The sequence below is a fragment of the Marilutibacter chinensis genome, assembly GCF_021725675.1.
GTDB classification, from domain to species: domain Bacteria; phylum Pseudomonadota; class Gammaproteobacteria; order Xanthomonadales; family Xanthomonadaceae; genus Marilutibacter; species Marilutibacter chinensis.
In genome coordinates this window covers 64,925-83,677 of record NZ_JAKJPO010000015.1, presented here as the reverse complement: position 1 = coordinate 83,677, position 18,753 = coordinate 64,925, and the positions used below count along the sequence as shown (strand labels likewise).

Below are 18,753 nucleotides of genomic sequence, written 5' to 3'. Positions count from 1 at the left end.
CTCAGTCTCCATTGGATGGAGTGGCCGTCGGCGCGGCCCGGGAATCGTCCTTCGATGCGCCCTCCTCTGCGACGTCCGCGTCCGCAGCGGCGGCACCAGCCGGCACAGCCCCTTCCGGGGCAGCCTCTTCACCAAAGGCTCCCTCGCGGATGGCGCCCTCGCGGATCAGGCTGCCCGGACGCAGCTTGCCGGTGCCGTCGACCACGATGCGGTCGCCGATCTCCAGCCCCGAGGTCACCTCGGCCAGGCCGGCACGGCGCGCGCCGACGCCTACCTCGACGCGCTCCACCGTGTCGTCGGCCTTCACGCGGTAGACATACGCGCTGTTGCCGATCTGGATGATCGATATTTCCGGCACCAGCAGCGCCTGCCGCTCCGGGCGGCTGAGGGTGATCTGGAGCAGCATGCCCGGGCGCAACGCGCGGTCGGGGTTCGGGAAATCGCCGCGCACCGTCACCGCGCGGGTCGCCGCGTCGATGCGCGCATCGATGGTGCTGACGATGCCCTCGAACTCGCGCTCGGGCCAGGCTTCGCTGCGACCGCTCAGGCGCTGGCCGACCGCCAGATGGGACAGCTGCGACTCGGGCACCGGGAAGTCGACGTAGACGCGGCGGGTATCGTCCAGCGTCGCGATCGCGGTGCCGGGCGTGACCAGCGCGCCGGGGCTGACCTGGCGGATGCCGAGCACGCCCGGGAACGGCGCGGTGATCACGCGATCTCCGAGCTGGGCGCGGATCTGCGCAACCCGGGCGCGGGCAGCGTCGCGGATCGCGCGCTGGGCATCGAACTGCGAGGTCGCGATCAATTGCTGCTGCACGAGCTCGCTCTGGCGCTTGTACAGGCGCTCGGCTTCCTCGGCCGCCGCCTGCGCCTCGTTCAGCGCGGCGCGCTGCTGCTGGCCGCTGAGGGTGACCAGCGGCGCGCCGGCCTCGACCTCGTCGCCGCTGTCGAAGTGCACGTCCTCGACGATCTCGCTGACCTTGGCGGTCACCGTGATCGACTCGCGCGCCTTGACCGTACCGAGCGCCTGCACGGTGTCGCTCCAGGACTGCAGCTGCAACTGCCGGGTGGTGACCGGAATCGCGGGGGCGCTCCCGCCTTCGACGGGCGTACCGCGGTCGCAGGCGGCCAGTCCCGCGATCATGATCATGGCCAGCAGCGTCGGCAGGCGGCGGGAGTCGGGGGAGGAAGGGGGCATGCCTGTCTCGATCGAAAGGAAGTGCAGCCAGCAAGTCTAGCCACCGGTGGCCAACGCACGCGTAGGCCATTGGTTGACACCGCCGGTCGGCAACGACCGGATCGGCAAAGCCGCGGCCCTGCCCGGTACGGCTGCAGCGATGGCGCCCGGCGCCCGTGTCCAGCCAGGATCCCGGTTGCTGAACGACGCGCCCGGCCGAACGGGAGGTTCACCCGGGTAGCGCTTCCCGGAACCCCGGTGCGATCTTGAATGCGGCCATCGTTACGTCCCCGGTCACGAACACGAGGACAGCCCCCAGCGGACGCTCAACCCTGCGGCACTCCCGCCATGTCCGGCAATGTGTGGGCGACGCCCTTGTGGCAGTCGATGCAGGTTTTCTCGCCGGTGCCGAGCCAGCGCTGGTGGATCCAGGCCGAACGCGGCGCCTGCCGGGTCAGATCCATGGAGTCGTAATCGTGGCAGTTGCGGCACTCCAGGGAGTCGTTCGCCTTCAGCCGGGCCCATTCGTGGGTGGCCAGCACCAGCCGTTCGTCGAGGAACTTCTCGCGGGTATCGATCGTCCCGAAGATCTTGCCCCACACTTCCTTGGAAGCCTGCATCTTGCGGGCGATCTTGTCGGTCCAGTCGTGCGGGACGTGGCAGTCCGGACAGGTGGCGCGGACGCCGGAGCGGTTGTTGTAGTGGATCGTGGTCTTCAGCTCCTCGAACACGTTGTCGCGCATTTCGTGACAGCTGGTGCAGAAGGTCTCGGTATTGGTCGCCTCCAGCGCGGTGTTGAAGCCGCCCCAGAACACGATGCCGGCGATGAACCCGCCCAGCGCCAGGAAGCCGAGGCTGAAGTGCGCGCTGGGCCTGCGGAAGGTGTCCCAGAACGCCGCCACGGCCCCGCGGATGCGTCGCCACATGTCAGCGGTCTCCGCCGGCTGCCGCCTGTTCCGCAGCCAGCACGGTGTCGATGTCGCGGAAACCGTTCGCGACCAGCGGCTGGGCATCGGTCTGGACGACGTGGCACTGGTTGCAGAAGTAGCGTCGCGGCGAAATGGTCGCGAGGAACTGGTCGTCGCGGTCCATGTAATGGGTCACGCTGACCGGCGGGGCCTGGAAGTCGGCTGCGTTCGCGCGCGCATGGCACAACATGCAGCGATTGGTGTTCACCGTGACCTGGTAGTTGTCGATGCTGTGGGGAATCGTCGGCGGCTGCATCGGATAGCCCCGCTCGCGCTTCAGGTCGGTGTTGAGCACCCGCGCCATCGGCAGCGGCGTGGCCTCTTCGTCGATCGGAATGCCGCGTCGCATCGCGTCGATCTGCGACCCGTGCGGCAACACGTGCTCGGCCACCGGCGCGGCGGGCGGGACGCTCGCGACCTGCTTCCTGTCGCCGAGCCTGAACGACAGCGCGATCACGATGCCGAGCAGCACGGCGACCGCGGCGGCGAGCAGCAGGATGGCCATCTGTGTGCCGAGGGCGCCACGCTGGAGGCAGGCGGAGGTTGGCGGGATCGGATGGAGGCGCATCGCCCTGGTTCCTCTGGCAGATTGTCCAAGCGCATGTCACGCGCGTTTGAGATCACGGGGCCGGCAGAGTCGGCCCCGCTTGCGACGACTCAGCCGTCAGCGGACGGCTCCGCAGACTGCATCTCGACGGCCTGGCGGACGGCCAGCACCTTGACGGCACATTTCTTGAAGTCGGTCTGCCTGGAGATCGGGTCGGTCGCGTCCAGGGTGACCTTGTTGATCAGCTGGGCGGCGTCGAACCAGGGGACGAAGACCAGTCCGCGCGGAACGCGGTTCCTGCCCCGGGTCTCCACGCGCGTCCTCAGCTCGCCACGCCGTGACACCACGCGCACCTCGTCGCCGCGTTTGAGTCCGCGCGCATGGGCGTCGTCCGGATGCATGAACGCCACCGCGGACGGAAACGCGCGGTACAGCTCCGGCACGCGCATGGTCATCGATCCGGAGTGCCAGTGCTCGAGCACCCGCCCGGTGGACAGCCACAGGTCGTATTCGGCGTCCGGCGCCTCGGCAGGCGGTTCGTACGGCAGCGCCCAGATCACCGCGCGTCCGTCCTTGTTGCCGTAGAACTCGAACCCCTTGCCCTTGCCGACGTAGGGATCGCTGCCTTCGCGGTAGCGCCAGAGTGTCTCCCTGCCATCGACCACCGGCCAGCGCAGGCCGCGCACCTCGTGATAGCGGTCGAAGGGCGCCAGGTCGTGGCCGTGACCGCGGCCGAACTCGGCATACTCCTCGAACAGCCCCTTCTGTGGATAGAATCCGTACGCCGCGGCCTCGTCGTTGGCATAGCCCTCTGCGACGTCCGACGCCGGGAACGCGTCGACCTTGCCGTTGCGGAACAACACCTCGAACAGCGTCCTGCCCCGGTATTGCGGGTTCGCCTCGAGGATCTCCGCGGGCCAGCACTCTTCGGTGGTGAAGCGCTTGGAGAACTCCATCAGGTGCCACAGATCCGAGCGCGCCTCACCTGGCGCTTTCACCAACTGGTGCCAGAAGTGCGTCCGGCGCTCGGCGTTGCCATAGGCCCCTTCCTTCTCCACCCACATCGCCGCCGGAAGCACCAGGTCCGCGGCCTGGGCCGTCACGGTCGGATAGGCATCGGAAACGACAATGAAATTGTCCGGATTGCGATAGCCCGGCCACCCCTCCTCGCGCAGGTTGGCGGCCGCCTGCATGTTGTTGTTGACCATCACCCAGTACGCGTTGAGCTTGCCGTCGCGCAGCGCGCGGTTCTGCGCAACGGCGTGGTAGCCCGGCTTCTCCTGGATGATCCCGTGCGGGATCTTCCAGATCTCCTCCGCGTGTCTGCGGTGCTCGGGATTGGTGACCTCCATGTCGGCCGGCAAGCGATGCGCGAACGTGCCGACCTCGCGCGCGGTGCCGCAGGCGGAAGGCTGCCCGGTCAGCGAGAACGGGCTGTTGCCGGGCGTTGAGATCTTGCCGGTCAGAAGATGCAGGTTGTAGACCATGTTGTTGGCCCAGACACCGCGGGTGTGTTGGTTGAAGCCCATGGTCCAGAACGACATCACCTTGATGTCCGGGTCCGCGTAGAGCTCGGCGAGCCGCTCCAGCCAGCCGCGCTCCACGCCGGTCATCTCCACCGCCCTGTCGAGGGTGTATGGCGCGACGAAGGCCGCGAAGGCGTCGAAGTCGATGTCCTCGCCGCCCCCGGGATCGGCTGCATTGACCGCCGCCTGCTGCAGCGGATGCTCGTCGCGCAGCCCGTAGCCGATGTCGGTGTTGCCCTTGCGGAACCGGGCATGCCTGCCGACGAAATCGCGGTCGACACGACCGCTGCGGATGATGTGGTTCGCGATGTAGTTCAGGATCACCAGGTCCGTCTGCGGGGTGAACACGATCGGGATGTCGGCCAGCTCGAAGCTGCGGTGTTCGAAGGTCGACAGCACCGCGACCTTGACGTGCGGATGCGAAAGCCTGCGGTCGGTCACCCGGGTCCACAGGATCGGGTGCATCTCGGCCATGTTCGAGCCCCACAGCACGAAGGCATCGGCGGCCTCGATGTCGTCGTAGCAGCCCATCGGCTCGTCCATGCCGAAGGTGCGCATGAAGCCCACCGCGGCCGATGCCATGCAGTGACGGGCGTTGGGGTCGATGCTGTTGCTGCGGAAGCCGGCCTTCATCAGTTTGTTGGCGGCGTACCCCTCCCAGATCGTCCACTGGCCGGAGCCGAACATGCCGATCGCCTCGGGTCCCTTCTCCTTCAGCACGCGCTTGAACTGCGCGGCCATCACGTCGAAGGCCTCGTCCCACGACACCGGCGTGAACTCGCCGTCCTTCGCATAGACGCCGTCCTTCTTGCGCAGCAGGGGGGAGGTCAGGCGGTCGTTGCCGTACATGATCTTGGACAGGAAGTAGCCCTTGATGCAGTTGAGGCCACGGTTGACCTCGGCATGCACGTCACCGTGCGTGGCGACGACGCGGCCGTTCCTGACCGCGACGTTGACGCCGCAGCCGGTGCCGCAGAAGCGGCACGGAGCCTTGTCCCATTTCAGGCCGGTGCGGTCGCCTTCCAGCAGCACTTCCTGTGCACCGCCGCCGATCGGGAGGCCGGCGGCGGCCGCAGCGGCGGCAACCGCGCTGTTGCGGATGAATTCGCGTCGGGTAATCGTCATGTGCTGGCTCCGGGGCCGGCCGTCGGGGCGGGGCCGGCGGCGATGTCGATCGGTTCGCCCAGCTGTTCGGCGGGTTCCACGTGGTGGTAGACCAGCGCCACCGACAGCACGCCGTCCACCGCCTGCAGTTCGTCGATACGGTCCATCAGTACCCGCGATGCGTCGCTCTCGCACAGCACGATGCTGCGGCCGCCGTCGCGCCGCGCGAGCTCCAGCTCCTTGCAGGCCGCGATGCAGGCATCCACCCCGGCGCCGGCCTCGGGCCGGTGCTGGACCAGCAGGCTGGCGATATGCACATCAGTCACGGTGCCTCCCGTCGTCCGCCTGTACCAGTACGACCGCATCGGCCGGGCACACCGGCACGCATGCGCCGCAGCCGCTGCAGCGGGCGGTATCGATACGGGGCTCGCGACGGCCGCCGGAAACCGGAGGCAGCGCGATCGCCTGCTCCGGACAGGCGTCCTGGCAGACCTGGCACGCGACGCCTCCGCGCGACAGGCAGGCGTCGCCGACGGTTGCGCTCCAGTTCCACGGCGGCATTCCCGCGACCCGATGCAGCGCGCCGGTCCCGCAATGCGTCGCGCAATCGCCGCAGAACGTGCATTCGCCGCGGCCCGGATCGAACACCGGATACCCGCCCCCGCCTCGCGCGAGCACCGCCTCGGGACAGGCATCGATGCAGGCGCCGCAGGCGGTACAGGCATCGAGAAAGCCGGCTTCGGCCAGCGCCCAAGGCGGCCGGTGCACCGGCACGGCACGCGCACGCCCCAGCAGGAAGGCACGGCGGGCGGCGACGGGAACGCTCACGGTCGCCACCTCATGCGCCAGGCGGCCCATTGAACATCTGCCAGATCCAGACCGAAAAGCCGTAGGCGGCGACCAGCCCCACCGCCAGCACCGGGAAGATCACCACGGTGATCAGCAGGAATACGGTCAGTTCGGCCCGTTGTGTTTTCCGTGGCTCGACCCCTGGCTCGGCCGGAGGTGCCTGGCTACCGGATCGCATCGCACGCCTCCCTTGCACAATGCCCGCAGCGCCGACCCGCGGACTGGTCACTGCCGGGCCAGTCTATTGAGAAGGCATCGAGGAGATGTCAATGCGGCGTCAAGGCCGTCGCCGCGGAGGCTGGAAAGCGGAACGCCGGCACAGGGCCGGCGTTCCTCGGGTACCGCTATGGCGCCAGAACCTCAGGCGGCCTTGCTCCACTCGCCCAGCGCGGCCAGGCCATTGTCGCGGGCGCGTTCGTAGACGGTCTGCTGCGCGGCGGCGACGTTGCCGGCGATGTCCTGCGCCCACAGCTTCAGCGCGGCCTGCTGCATCGCGCGGCCGTAGGAGAACGAAAGCGGCCACGGGCTCGGGCCCATGCGGTTGATCATGTCCAGGTGCGCGGTCGCGTCGTCGTCGCTCTGGCCGCCGGACAGGAACACGATGCCCGGCAGGGTCGCCGGCACGGTCGACTTCAGGCACTGCAGGGTCGCCGCGGCGACTTCCTCGACGCTGGCCTTCTCGCCGCTGGTGGTACCCGGCAGGACCATCGAGGCCTTCAGGATGGTGCCTTCCAGCATCACGTTGTGCTCGTACAGCGAGGCGAACAGCGAGCGCAGGGTCACCTCGGTGACTTCGTAGCAGGTATCGATGTCGTGGTTGCCGTCCATGATCACTTCCGGCTCGACCATCGGCACCAGGCCCTGCTCCTGGCACAGCGCGGCATAGCGGGCCAGCGCATGCGCGTTGGCATCGATGCAGGTCCCGGACGGAATGTCGTCGCCGATGTTGATGACCGCGCGCCACTTGGCGAAACGCGCACCGAGCCTGTAGTACTCCTCCAGCCGGCCGCGCAGGCCGTCCAGGCCCTCGGTGACCACCTCGCCCGGGAAACCGGCCAGGGCGTGGGTGCCCTTGTCGACCTTGATGCCCGGGATCATGCCGGCGTCGGTCATGACCTTGGCGAACGGCACGCCGTCCCGGGTCGACTGGCGCAGGGTCTCGTCGTACAGGATCGCGCCGGAGATGTGGTCGCTCAGCTTCGGCGTGGTCAGCAGCAGCTCGCGGTAAGCGCGGCGGTTCTCTTCGGTGTTCTCGACGCCGACGCCGGCGAAGCGCTTCGCTATCGTGCCGGTCGACTCGTCGATCGCGATGATGCCCTTGCCCGGGGCGACCATGGCCTGGGCGGTTTCGGCAAGCTGTTCGATGCTCATGGGGATCCTGCAGGGAGCGGGTGGGAAGCCCGCGATTATAGCCGCGCCCGGGCGGCTCCGCCTCCCTCCGGCAACCGACAATCAACGACTTGCAGACCAGACATCCCGTTTTTCAATACCAGTTGACGCTCGACGGCGTGGCACCGCGACAAGGGCAGCGATGCGCGCGAGTACTGGTTGTTCGTCTACCGCGCCGGCAAGCCCAATCTCGCCGCGCGCTACCGGCTGGAGAGCGAAGACGAGTAGCCGGTGGTCGGGCTGGGAATCGTCTGCGGCGGCCAGCCCGATGCCTGCGACGAGGCGACTGCCTTCCTGATGAAGGGCTTCCCGTTCGCCAGGGCACGCCGCCGCTGAGCGGCGCCGATCAGAGCTCGCCCAGCCCCACCGCCTGGCCGTCGGGGCCGACCTCGAGCAGGCGCAGGGTGTTGGTGGAGCCGCGGTGCTCCATGCGTTCGCCGCTGGTGAAGACCACCCGCTCGCCCGCTTCCAGCAGGCCGGCCTGGACCAGGCGTTCGATCGCGCCACGGCCCGCCTCGCCCGGGGTCTGGCCGCGACTGTCGTAGTCGATCGGGAACACGTCGCGCATCATCGCCATCCGCCGCCGCGCGCCGGCGTGGCGGGAGAACGCGTAGATCGGCACCCCCGAGCGGAACCGCGACAGGAAGCGCGCGGTGCCGCCGGATTCGGTCATCGCGACGATCGCGCGCAGGCCGATGTGCTCGCTCAGGAACATCGAGGCCATCGCGATCGCCTGGTCGACGCGCTCCAGATTGCGCGGCGCGGACTCGAAGTCGGTGTCGTGGGCAAACTGGCGCTCGGCACCGAGGCAGATGCGCGCCATCGCCTCGACCGCGCGGACCGGGTAACGGCCGGCGGCGGATTCGGCCGACAGCATCACCGCATCGGTGCCGTCGATCACCGCATTGGCGACGTCGAGCACCTCGGCGCGGGTCGGAATCGGGCTTTCCACCATCGACTGCAGCATCTGGGTCGCGGTGATCACCACCTTGTTGCGCGCCAGCGACTCCTTGATGATCTTCTTCTGCAGGCCGGGCAGCTCGGCGTCGCCGATCTCCACGCCGAGGTCGCCGCGCGCGACCATCACCACGTCACTGGCGTCGACGATCTCGGTGAGGTTGGCGATCGCCTCGGCGCGTTCGACCTTGGCGACCATCGCCGCGTCACAGCCGGCTTCGCGGGCGACCCGGCGCGCTTCGTCCATGTCGGCGGCGTTGCGGCAGAACGACACCGCGATGAAATCGACGTCGGCCTCGGCGGCGACCTTGATCAGCTCGCGGTCGCGCTCGGTCAGCGCCCCCAGCGAGAGGCCGCCGCCGAGCTTGTTCAGGCCCTTGCGGTCGGACAGCACGCCGTCGTTGAGCACGCTGCAGTGGATGCGCTCGCCCTCGACCCGCTCGACCCGCAGCTGCATCAGGCCGTCATCGAGCAGCAGGGTGTCGCCGGGAGCGACGTCGCCGGGCAGCCCGAGGTAGCTGACGCCGACCTCGCGCCGGTTGCCCGGCGGCGCGTCCTCGCGCGCGACCAGGTCGAAGGCGTCGCCGGCCTTCAGCTCGACCCTGCCGTCGGCAAAGCGCTCGATGCGGATCTTCGGGCCCGGCAGGTCGGCGAGGATGCCGACTTCGGTGCCGACCCGTTTCGCCGCCGCCCGGACGGCCTCCGCGCGTGCCAGCTGCGACGACGGATCGCCGTGCGAGAAGTTCAGCCTTACCACGTCCACGCCCGCCTTCAGCAGCTGATCGAGCACCCCCGGCGGATCGGTGGCGGGGCCGAGGGTGGCGAGGATCCTGGTGCGGCGCAGCTGTGCGGTCATCTGTCGATCGTTGGGTCGGGTGATCTCCCCGACGCTAGCACAGCTGCCTGACGATCCATGCGGAAACCGGAAACGGGCGTCGCCGGGCACTCCAGTGGTATCGAATGTCCACGGGCAACAAAGACCAGCGGACGCGGAAATTGCTGCACCTGCGCAACGTCTGCGCGATCCCGCACCGGTCCGATTTCGGTTAGCTTTCACCGGCCGGCGGGTGCCGGCGCCGAACCGGGTAAGCCGATGCTCAACCGCCTGTCGCGACCGGCCGTCCGCCTGGTCGAACGCTACCTGCCCGACGCCTACGTGCTGGTGCTGCTGCTGACCCTGGTCGCCGCCATCGCCGCGATGGCGGTCGAGCGGCATACGCCGCTGGCGGTGCTGCGGATGTGGGGCGGCGGGTTCTGGGAGCTGCTGGGCTTCTCGATGCAGATGCTGCTGGTGCTGGTCACCGGCTTCATGCTCGCCAGCACACCGCCGGTAAAGGCGATGCTGGTGCGCTTGGCCGCGCTCGCGCGCTCGCCGGGCGCGGCGATCGTCCTGGTCAGCCTGGTATCGCTGCTCGCGAGCTGGATCAACTGGGGCTTCGGCCTGGTGGTCGGCGCGCTGTTCGCGCGCGAGCTTGCCCGCCAGATCCACGTCGACTACCGGCTGCTGGTCGCCAGCGCGTATTCGGGCTTCGTCGTCTGGCACGGCGGGCTGGCCGGCTCGATCCCGTTGACGATCGCGACCGACGGCCATTTTCTCGCCGACACGATGGGCGTGGTACCGACCTCCCGGACAATATTCGCTGGCTACAACCTGGCGATCGTCGCCGCGCTGTTCGTACTGGTGCCGCTGGTCAACCGCTGGATGCTGCCGCCCGGCAACGAGTCGGTGGTGCACCGGCCCGACGCCGAACGGATCACGGCCGTTCCCGCCGCGCAGTCCCAGCCGGCCGACCGGCTGGAGGACAGCCGCCTGCTCGCCTGGATCGTCGGCCTGGCCGGCGTCGCGTTCCTCGTCGACCACTTCGTCGGCGGTGGCGGGCTCAACCTCAACGTCGTCAACTTCGCCTTCCTGATGTTGGCGATCGTGCTCCATAGCACGCCGCGACGGCTGCTGGCCAGCCTCGCGCAGGCGATCCGCGGTGGTGCCGGCATCGTCGTCCAGTTCCCGTTCTATGCCGGAATCATGGCGATCATGGTCAAGTCGGGACTGGCGGTGACCTTGTCGCAGGCCTTCGTAGCGATCGCCGATGCCGACACCCTGCCGTTCTGGAGCTTCATCGCCGGCGGCGTGCTGAACGTGTTCGTGCCGTCCGGCGGCGGCCAATGGGCAGTGCAGGCGCCGATCATGGTGCCGGCGGCCGAGGCGCTGGGCGCGGACGTGGCGAAGGTCGCGATGGGCGTGGCATGGGGCGATGCGTGGACCAACCTGATCCAGCCGTTCTGGGCGTTGCCGGCGCTTGCCCTGGCCGGACTGAAGGCACGCGACATCATGGGCTTCTGCCTGATCCAGCTGGTCGTCACCGGCGTGGTGATCGGCGCGGCCCTGCTGTGGCTTTGAGCGCAAAGCACGCAAAACAAAATGAGTACGGACCCGACAAGACCAGACCTGACGAAACCGGACGTCATGGAGACGGCGATACCCTACCGGCCACCGGTCATCGCCGGCGCGCGCATCCGTCTTCGTCCCTATCGCGAGGACGACCTGCCGGCATTCTTCGCGGTGCACGCCGACCCCGAGGTGATGCGCTACGGCAGCCATCCGCCCTGGACTCGGATCGAACAGGCGTATCCGAAATTCCACAGCAGCCTCCACGACAACGCTCCCGACCGCCAGCTCTGCTGGGTGATCGCCGCCGCCGACGACCGCCTGATCGGCGGGGTGGCGCTGTTCCGGATCAACGCCGCGCAACGGCTGGCCGAATTCGGCTATGCGCTCGAGCGCGCATCGTGGGGGCAGGGATTCGCGCGCGAAGCGGCCGCGCTCGCACTCGGCCACGCTTTCGATGGGTTGGACCTGCGCCGGATCGAGGCAGACATCGACCCGCGCAACCTCGCTTCCTGCCGCCTCGCCGAGCGGCTGGGCTTCGTTCGCGAAGGCCTGCTGCGCGAGCGCTGGCAGGTGAACGGCGAGATCAGCGACACCGCGCTGTACGGGCTGCTCGCGCGCGACTGGAACGCCGCAGGCCCGCGCCACCGCCGCAGGAGCGGCGTGAGCCGAGATGAAGCCTTTCCATGAAAGCCCGATCTCGGCTCACGCCGCTCCTGCGGGGATCCCTGCAAACATGCCGGGGAAGTCAGATCAGCAACGCGGCCAGTTCACCTGGGGATGCCGCCAGGCGCGCTGCGCCAGCGGCGCGCAGTTCCGCCTCGCCCCCGAAGCCCCACAGCACGCCGATGTTGCGCATGCGATGGCAGCGCGCGCCTTCGATGTCCATGCGACGGTCGCCGATCATCCAGCAGTCGTCGGGATCAAGCCCGAGTCGCGCGAGCGCTTCGGCGATCAGCTCGGGCTTGTCGCTGCGCGTGCCGCATGGGGTCGCGCCGATCACGTCGACGAAGCGGTCGCCGAACGGCAGATGCTCCACGATCCGCCTCGCGTGCGGCTCGTTCTTCGCGGTGACCACCGCGAGCCGGTGGCCACGCGCATGCAGCGCTTCGACGGTCTCGCCGATGCCGGCATAGATCGCATGCTCGGTCCAGCCGACCCGTTCGAAGCGGTCGCGATAGTGCGAAACCGCCGACTCGACCTCGGACGGGTCGTCGAACAGCGGTCCGAAGCTGGTGCGCAGCGACGGGCCGATCCAGCCGCGCAGTTCCGCCTCTGCCGGCATCGGCCGTCCCATCGCGCCCAGCGCATGGGCGATGCAGCGGGTGATGCCGGCGGCCGAATCGATCAGGGTGCCGTCGAGGTCGAAGAACAGCGTCGGCCGCGGTTCGCCCATCAGGCGGCACGCGCCTTCAGCGCCGCGACCGCCGGCAGTTCCTTGCCTTCCAGGAATTCGAGGAACGCGCCGCCGCCGGTGGAGATGTAGCCGACGTCGGCGGCGATGCCGTACTTGTCGACCGCGGCGAGGGTATCGCCGCCACCGGCGATCGAGAACGCCCTGCTGGACGCGATCGCACGCGCCATGGCCTCGGTGCCCTTGCCGAAGGCGTCGAACTCGAACACGCCGACCGGGCCGTTCCAGACCACCGTGCCGGCCTTCGCGATCAGTGCGGCGTAGGCCTTGGCGGTGTCCGGGCCGATGTCGAGGATCATGTCGTCGGCGCCCACCGCGTCGACAGCCCTGACGGTGGCCGGTGCGTCGGCCGAGAACGCCGGCGCGACCACCACATCGGTCGGCAGCGGGATGCTGGCGCCACGCGCCTGCGCGTCGGCGATGATCTGCTTCGCGGTGTCGATCAGGTCCATCTCGACCAGCGACTTGCCGACCCCAAAGCCCATCGCGGCAATGAACGTGTTGGCGATGCCGCCGCCGACGATCAGCTGGTCGACCTTGCCGACCAGCGACGACAGCAGCTCGAGCTTGGTGCTGACCTTGGAACCGGCGACGATCGCCAGCAGTGGCCGCGCCGGCTCGTCGAGCGCCTTGGCCAGCGCATCGAGTTCGGCCATCAGCAGCGGGCCGCCGGCGGCAACCTTCGCCGCGCGGATCACGCCGTGGGTCGAGGCCTGCGCGCGGTGGGCGGTGCCGAACGCATCCATCACGAAGACGTCGCACAGCGCCGCGTACTTCTTCGACAACACCTCGTCGTCGGCTTTCTCACCGATGTTCATCCGGCAGTTCTCGAGCAGCACCAGTTGGCCGGGCGCGAGATCCTTGCCATCGATGCCGAAGCCGTCGACCCAGTCGCGCACCAGCGGCACCTCGATTCCGAGCAGCTCCGACAGGCGGGCGGCGACGGGTGCCAGCGAGTCGGCCTCGCTCCACTGCCCTTCCTTCGGCCGGCCGAGGTGCGAGGTGACCATCACCGCCGCGCCCTTCTCCAGCGCCAGCTTCATCGTCGGCAACGCCGCCAGGATGCGCTGTTCGGAGGTGATCCGGCCCTCGCTGATCGGCACGTTGAGGTCCTCGCGGATCAGTACGCGCTTGCCGGCGAGGTCGAGGTCGGTCATTCGCAGGATGGTCATCGTGTTCGCTCGTTGGGAATTGTTCGGGGAAAAGGACAGCTGTGCCGTCCCTGGCGCTGCTGGCCGTCTTCGGGTCGTCCGGCCCGGCCGTCCATGGCCGGGCGCTCGCCGGCGCGGCCTGCCGATAGGGCAGCCCGCGTCAGCCCGGCTCGCCCTCGCGGATCAGTACGCGCTTGCCGGCGAGGTCGAGGTCGGTCATTCGCAGGATGGTCATCGTGTTCGCTCGTTGGGAATTGTTCGGGGAAAAGGACAGCTGTGCCGTCCCTGGCGCTGCTGGCCGTCTTCGGATCGTCCGGCCCGGGCCAGGTCGCAGGAGGGGTCGGCATCTTGCGCCGCAGGCGCTGGCGTACAGCGCCGATGTCCCCGGCCCGGTATTGTCGCGGTCCGCTGCCGCGAATGAAACCGCGTGTGCGACGCGCGCGGGTGCCGCGAGGGCGCTCAGTCGTCGCCGGGCTTGCCCTCGACGATGTCGTCCGGGGTCCCTGCCGTAGACTCCGCGACGGCGTCGCCGGCGGCTTCCGCCGGCGCATCCACGGCGGCAGTCCTGCGGGTGGAGCGCAGCAGGCTGATCGCGAGGCCCGCGACCACCAGCGCAGCGATCAGCAGCACGCCCCAGAGCAGCCAGCTGCGCCAGTCACGGCGCGGCTCGAGTGCCTGTTCACCGGCGAGCACGCGGACATTTCCGGCGTACGCGGTGGCCGGCTGCCAGGCGCGGCCATGGCGCTCGCGCAGGGCATCGACCAGGCGGGGGACCGGCGAGTCCTCGCGCAGCGTCCGCCTGCTTCCGGCCGCAAGCGAGTACGGCGGCGTGCCCTGGGCGACGAACACGGCGACCTCCGGGCGATAGCCCAGGCGCAACGTCGGCGTACCGCTGACCGCGGTGCTCGCCCGCAATCGCCAGTGACGGTCGCGGACCGGCCCGGCCAGCACCGCCGGTTCCGAGCGGCCGCCGTCGGCGCCGACGCGGTAGCCCATCCATGGTGCGGCGCGCGGGCGCCAGTCCCCGTCGGACACGTCGCGGCTTTCCAGTTGCCATTCGACCGCATGGTTGCCGACCAGCGCGACATCGGCCTGCTGGACGGGAAAGCGGCCTTCGAGCACGAACTCGTATGCCAGTCCATCGGCGGATGTCCGCACCGGCGACAGCTCGACCCAGCTCGGCGGGGCCACGTCCGCCCGGGGCGCGAACACCGCCGTCACCGCGGTAACCGCCAGCGGCTGGTCGGTCCGGTCGGGGGTCAGTCGCAGGTAGCGGGCGCGCTGGTGATGGGGCAGCAATCCGTACAGCTCGATGCGACGGTGCAGCAGTTGCCGCCCCTCGCGCTGCAGATCGACGAGGCGCCCGCGGGTGGCCAGCGGCGTCCAGTGATCCAGATCGTCGCTGGCCTCGACGTGATAGCCGAGATCGAGCCCCTCGACCGGCTTCCATTCCAGCTCCAGCGCGGCGACCGCCTCGCGTACGCGGCTGAGGTCGACCACCAGCGCGTCGGCCAGCGCGCGCTCGCCGGACATGCTCCCACGCACCTCGACCCGGCGCAGTCGCCCGTCCGCATCCGATTCGCTGACCAGGTCCCAGCGCCGCGCCGTCGTCGCACTCGGCAGCGGTACCGGAAACCACGGAAGCTCCAGTCTCGGCACCGGCCGGGCCAGTGGCTGCTCGGGCTCGAACAACGCCGTCGGCGCGGCGGCGCCGGTGCCGTCGAACACGACCAGGTCCCGCATGCCCGGATCCTGGACCCGGCGGTAGACGGACTCGTCCAGGGTCACCCGATAGGCGCCGGCGTCGTCGTGCGACAGGGTCAGCGGCCATTCCCAGCCATAGTCCCCGCGGCCGCCGGCGAGCGCCGTCATGCACGGCAGCAGCACGAGGACGGCGGCGATCCGGCTACGGACCCTGATTTGCGGCTTCATGCGGATTCTCCCGACGGCTGTACCGGCGATGGCGTCCTGGGCGGGGCGGGCGCGAAATAACCGACGGCGGTACACAGCAGCCCGTAGGCGATGAAGGAAGCGATCCCGAGCAGATTGCCCAGGTGCTGGCGATCGATCAGGACAAGCTTCGCCAGCACCACCGCCATCAGCACCGCGCCCGCCAGCCACAGCGTACGACGCCCGCGCCGGGAACCGACGATCCAGCCGATCACGCCGAGCATGCTCCAGACCACGGTCAGCGCGGTCTGGACCAGGCTGGTCTGCAGTATCTGCGCCTGCCACGCCTCCCCACCCCAGTGGTGCGCGGCACGCAGCGTGATCACGCTGACCAGGACGAAGCCGGCGCCGGCAAGTACGATCGGTCGCGCCGCGCGCAGGCCCAGGCCACCGGGCACCGACTGCAGGCCGGCGCCGATGACCAGGATCGCGCCGATCTGGAACACGTCGAGCGGATTGAGGACGGGCAGCCACGGCAGCGGATCGGCGGCACCCGGCCAGAAGAGCGCGATCACGAACGCCAGGGCGAGCACCAGCAGGAAGCCGCCGAGCAGCGGCGCCCGCCAGCCATCGAATGCGTCGGCCAGCGGCCAACCGACCTGGCGCGGCCGCCACTGGATCGCCGCGGCGACGGCCAGCCAGGGTCCCGCGCCCAGGGCCAGCTGCCAGCCATCGCCCAGATCCAGCCCTTGCGCCAGCTCGCTCAGGCCCAGCCCGATCGCGACCGGCCACGCCGCGACCCATCCGGCATGGGCGGCCGCACGGCCGCCGCTGCCGGCGCCACGCAGACCGGTCAACGCGAGCGCACCGCCCACGGCGTAGGCCGCCCATGCCGCCAGTCCCAGCCCTGCGAACGGCTGCGCATGCGCGTCGGCCTGGGCAAAGGCGAGCGGCAAGGCGACCGCGAGCGCTGCCGCCACCGTCCAGTCCAGCGGCGTCGCGTCGACCCGGCGTCTGGCCACGCCGGCCAGCAGCGCGGTCAGCGCCGCGAACATCAGGCACAGGTCGGCGTCCCGCGCCGGCGGCGCGAAGCGATCGATCTCGGCCAGTCCGATTCCACCCCACCAGACCAGCCCCCACAGGTAATACGGCAATCCCGGCGCCCGGGTCGGAGTACGCCAGTAGCTCCACGCACTGGCGAAGCCGGCGACGGCGATCAGCAGACCGCCGGTGAAGCGCGGATTGGCCAGCGCGCGCGCCGCAGGAGCCGCGCCTTCCAGGCCGATCAGGAAACTCACCGCGGCGGCAAGCTGCAGCAGCAGGCCGGCGATCTGCGGCAGGCGCCGTTGCTGGCGCAGGCCCAGCCATACCGCTGCCGCGCCTTCCAGCGCGAACACGCTGGCGGTCGCCTGCGCCGACAGCGCAAGCGGTACCGCGAGCGTGGCGAACCCGACCGCCAGCACCGCATAGGGCGCGACCAGCGCCGCGTAGCGCTCGCGCGAGCGCAGCATCCAGGCCAGCAGCAGGTAGACAGCAGCCAGCGCCAACGCGCACAGCGCCAATGGCATCCGCGCGCCTTCGAGCAAACCGGCCTGCAGCGAGAACGCGACCAGCGGCGTGCCGAACACCAGGCAGGCATCGACGGCATTGCGTCGGCCGGCCACCCGCCTGCGGGCATACAGGACCGGGATGACCAGATAGAAGGCGAAGAACAGCAGCAGGAACGGCTCGGTCGTCGCGAAATGGTCCGGCCGGTACTGCAGCACGCCCCAGACGGTGCCGATGCCGAAGGTGAAGACGAAGCCGAGCAGGTTCAGCACCCGCCACGGGCGCCACCACGCGATCGCGAGAACCGCCGCGTTGAGTACCGCGTAGTAGCCGAACAGGGCGGCATGGTTGCCGCTCCCCGTCGACAGCCACACCGGCGCAAGGAACCCTGCGAGGATGCCCAGCACCGCCAGCGCGATCGCCCGCTGTACCACCGCAAGCACGCCGGCGCCCGCCACCAGCGCCACGCTCAGCGCGAACGCCGCGCCCGCGGGCAGCAGCGGGTGGACCTTGAACGCGGCGAACACCACCAGCAACAGCACCCCGATCGTGCCGCCCTGCAGCGCCAGCGCGAACGTGCGCTTGCGCTCGCGCTGGCGCCAGCCGAATACCAGCCCGGCCAGCGCGGCGGCCGCGATGCCGGCATAGCGAAGCTCGATCGGCAGCGTCATCCAGCCCTGGTCACTGGCGTACTTGAGCAGGGCGGCGACGCCCGCGAACAGCACCAGCATGCCGACCTTGACCGGCACGTTGCCCTCGGTGAACCAGCGCTTGATCACGCGCACGCCCGCGGCGACCGGATCGGGACCGGTACGGACCGGTACCGGCCGCGCCTGCGGCGGCACTGGCGGCAATGGAGGCAATGGCGGCAATGGAGGCAATGGAGGCGGCGATGGCATCGAAGTTTCCTCCGATGCCGGGGTCGCGTCGACGACCGCAGGGCGTGGCATCGGTCGAGGTTCGGGTCGCGGCCCGGATTGGGCCGTGGGAGCGGCCTCCGCCGGCTGCGAGGCCTGCATGATCTCGGCGAGCGTCGGTTCCGGCGCGGCCGCCGTCGCCGTGCCGGCCTCCGTCGTCGCGGACTCGCGCAACCACGCCACCTCGCGCTCGAGCGCGCCTACCCGCGACCGCAGCCCGCCGATCATCACCAACGCCACGATCAGCAGTACCGGCACCAGCAGCACCACCAGCCCGAGCAGCACGAGCAGACCTTCCATTACGCCCCGCCTCGCATTCAGCTGGAAGCGAGGCTACACCACCTGTGCCGTTTCGGCAGCGTACGGGCGCAATCGACGCCCTTCACGCAAATCACAACATATCGGATTGACTGGACCTGATACCCACACTATGTTGTGCCCGTCGGTGCTGGCCGCCTCCGGGCGGCTGGCTTAATAGGGAAGTCCGGTGCGGTGCCGCCTGCATGGCGCACCCAGGCCGGCGCTGCCCCGCAGCGGTAGTGGAAACGAAACCCGTCATGGCACTGGGGACAGCCCCGGGAAGCGACGGGCGGTAGGTGGAGTCCGGTTGTCGTAGGAGCGGCGTGAGCCGCGATGAAGCCTTCTCGTGAAGGCCCGATCGCGGCTCACGCCGCTCCTACGGAAGCGCAACCGGCTTCCGCGTCCAGAGCCCGAAGACCTGCCGACAGCCGTGCGAAGCACACCGCGCGGTGACCGGCCAGGGAGTCTCCGGGGGGAGACGGTCGGTGTCGTCGCAGCGGCCGCCTCGTCCGCTGCGCAGCGCCGGATCCTCCGCCGGCGCGGGAGGCCCGTCCGGCCCTGCGACACCCCGTCTTCATTCCGCAGACTCCGCGCCCGCGGGGGCACGGCTGGATCGGCGCCGTTCCTGTT

General features: G+C 69.7%; 15 protein-coding genes and 1 riboswitch. Of the genes, 2 read left to right on the top strand and 13 right to left on the bottom strand.

Going from position 1 to position 18,753, the window contains the following annotated elements:
• Position 1 precedes the first annotated feature (1 nt).
• The 9 genes from L3V18_RS16495 to pyk all read right to left on the bottom strand — a co-directional run bounded on the left by L3V18_RS16495 (position 2) and on the right by pyk (position 9,373).
• On the bottom strand, positions 2-1,198 hold the full coding sequence (locus L3V18_RS16495) for an efflux RND transporter periplasmic adaptor subunit (RefSeq protein ID WP_237056369.1): 1,197 nt from the start codon (positions 1,196-1,198) through the stop codon (positions 2-4).
• Between the two features lie 305 nt (positions 1,199-1,503).
• Positions 1,504-2,103, bottom strand: coding sequence for a NapC/NirT family cytochrome c (locus tag L3V18_RS16490; protein ID WP_237056367.1), 600 nt, complete (start codon positions 2,101-2,103; stop codon positions 1,504-1,506).
• Between the two features lies 1 nt (position 2,104).
• Entirely contained in the window at positions 2,105-2,650 is a 546-nt protein-coding gene (locus L3V18_RS16485) for a nitrate reductase cytochrome c-type subunit (protein WP_237056365.1), read from the bottom strand.
• 152 nt (positions 2,651-2,802) lie between these two features.
• The gene (napA, locus tag L3V18_RS16480; RefSeq protein ID WP_237056363.1) at positions 2,803-5,343 is read right to left on the bottom strand and encodes a periplasmic nitrate reductase subunit alpha; all 2,541 of its coding nucleotides are present in this window, start codon (positions 5,341-5,343) and stop codon (positions 2,803-2,805) included.
• The gene (locus tag L3V18_RS16475; RefSeq protein ID WP_237056361.1) at positions 5,340-5,648 is read right to left on the bottom strand and encodes a chaperone NapD; all 309 of its coding nucleotides are present in this window, start codon (positions 5,646-5,648) and stop codon (positions 5,340-5,342) included. Before L3V18_RS16475 ends, napA begins: the two co-directional genes overlap by 4 nt.
• Positions 5,641-6,150, bottom strand: a complete 510-nt coding sequence (gene napF, locus L3V18_RS16470; protein ID WP_237056359.1) for a ferredoxin-type protein NapF — start codon at positions 6,148-6,150, stop codon at positions 5,641-5,643. Before napF ends, L3V18_RS16475 begins: the two co-directional genes overlap by 8 nt.
• A 10-nt stretch (positions 6,151-6,160) precedes the next feature.
• Positions 6,161-6,349 carry a periplasmic nitrate reductase, NapE protein gene (gene napE / locus L3V18_RS16465; protein WP_237056357.1) on the bottom strand — a complete coding sequence of 63 codons (189 nt, stop codon included), beginning with the start codon at positions 6,347-6,349 and terminating at the stop codon, positions 6,161-6,163.
• Between the two features lie 182 nt (positions 6,350-6,531).
• The gene (locus L3V18_RS16460; RefSeq protein ID WP_237056355.1) at positions 6,532-7,542 is read right to left on the bottom strand and encodes a class I fructose-bisphosphate aldolase; all 1,011 of its coding nucleotides are present in this window, start codon (positions 7,540-7,542) and stop codon (positions 6,532-6,534) included.
• Between the two features lie 364 nt (positions 7,543-7,906).
• Positions 7,907-9,373: a pyruvate kinase gene (pyk, locus tag L3V18_RS16455; RefSeq protein WP_237056354.1), complete on the bottom strand. Its 1,467-nt coding sequence runs from the start codon at positions 9,371-9,373 to the stop codon at positions 7,907-7,909.
• A gap of 237 nt (positions 9,374-9,610) precedes the next feature.
• On the opposite strand from pyk, the gene L3V18_RS16450 reads away from it, so the two are divergent.
• On the top strand, positions 9,611-10,915 hold the full coding sequence (locus tag L3V18_RS16450) for a short-chain fatty acid transporter (RefSeq protein WP_237056353.1): 1,305 nt from the start codon (positions 9,611-9,613) through the stop codon (positions 10,913-10,915).
• 66 nt (positions 10,916-10,981) lie between these two features.
• Entirely contained in the window at positions 10,982-11,593 is a 612-nt protein-coding gene (locus tag L3V18_RS16445; protein WP_237056352.1) for a GNAT family N-acetyltransferase, read from the top strand.
• A 58-nt stretch (positions 11,594-11,651) separates the two neighbouring features.
• Here L3V18_RS16445 and L3V18_RS16440 read toward each other — a convergent pair whose 3' ends face one another.
• The 4 genes from L3V18_RS16440 to L3V18_RS16425 all read right to left on the bottom strand — a co-directional run bounded on the left by L3V18_RS16440 (position 11,652) and on the right by L3V18_RS16425 (position 18,123).
• Positions 11,652-12,299, bottom strand: coding sequence for an HAD-IA family hydrolase (locus L3V18_RS16440; RefSeq protein ID WP_237056351.1), 648 nt, complete (start codon positions 12,297-12,299; stop codon positions 11,652-11,654).
• A complete protein-coding gene (locus L3V18_RS16435; protein ID WP_237056350.1) occupies positions 12,299-13,489 on the bottom strand; it encodes a phosphoglycerate kinase in 1,191 nt (396 codons plus the stop codon). Before L3V18_RS16435 ends, L3V18_RS16440 begins: the two co-directional genes overlap by 1 nt.
• Before the next feature lie 438 nt (positions 13,490-13,927).
• Positions 13,928-15,400 (bottom strand): DUF3999 domain-containing protein, encoded by a 1,473-nt coding sequence (locus tag L3V18_RS16430; protein ID WP_237056349.1) that lies wholly within the window; start codon positions 15,398-15,400, stop codon positions 13,928-13,930.
• Positions 15,397-18,123 carry a DUF2339 domain-containing protein gene (locus L3V18_RS16425; RefSeq protein ID WP_237056347.1) on the bottom strand — a complete coding sequence of 909 codons (2,727 nt, stop codon included), beginning with the start codon at positions 18,121-18,123 and terminating at the stop codon, positions 15,397-15,399. The genes L3V18_RS16430 and L3V18_RS16425 overlap by 4 nt, the downstream gene beginning before the upstream one ends.
• 126 nt (positions 18,124-18,249) lie before the next feature.
• Positions 18,250-18,563, top strand: a riboswitch (cobalamin riboswitch).
• Positions 18,564-18,753: the final 190 nt, after the last annotated feature.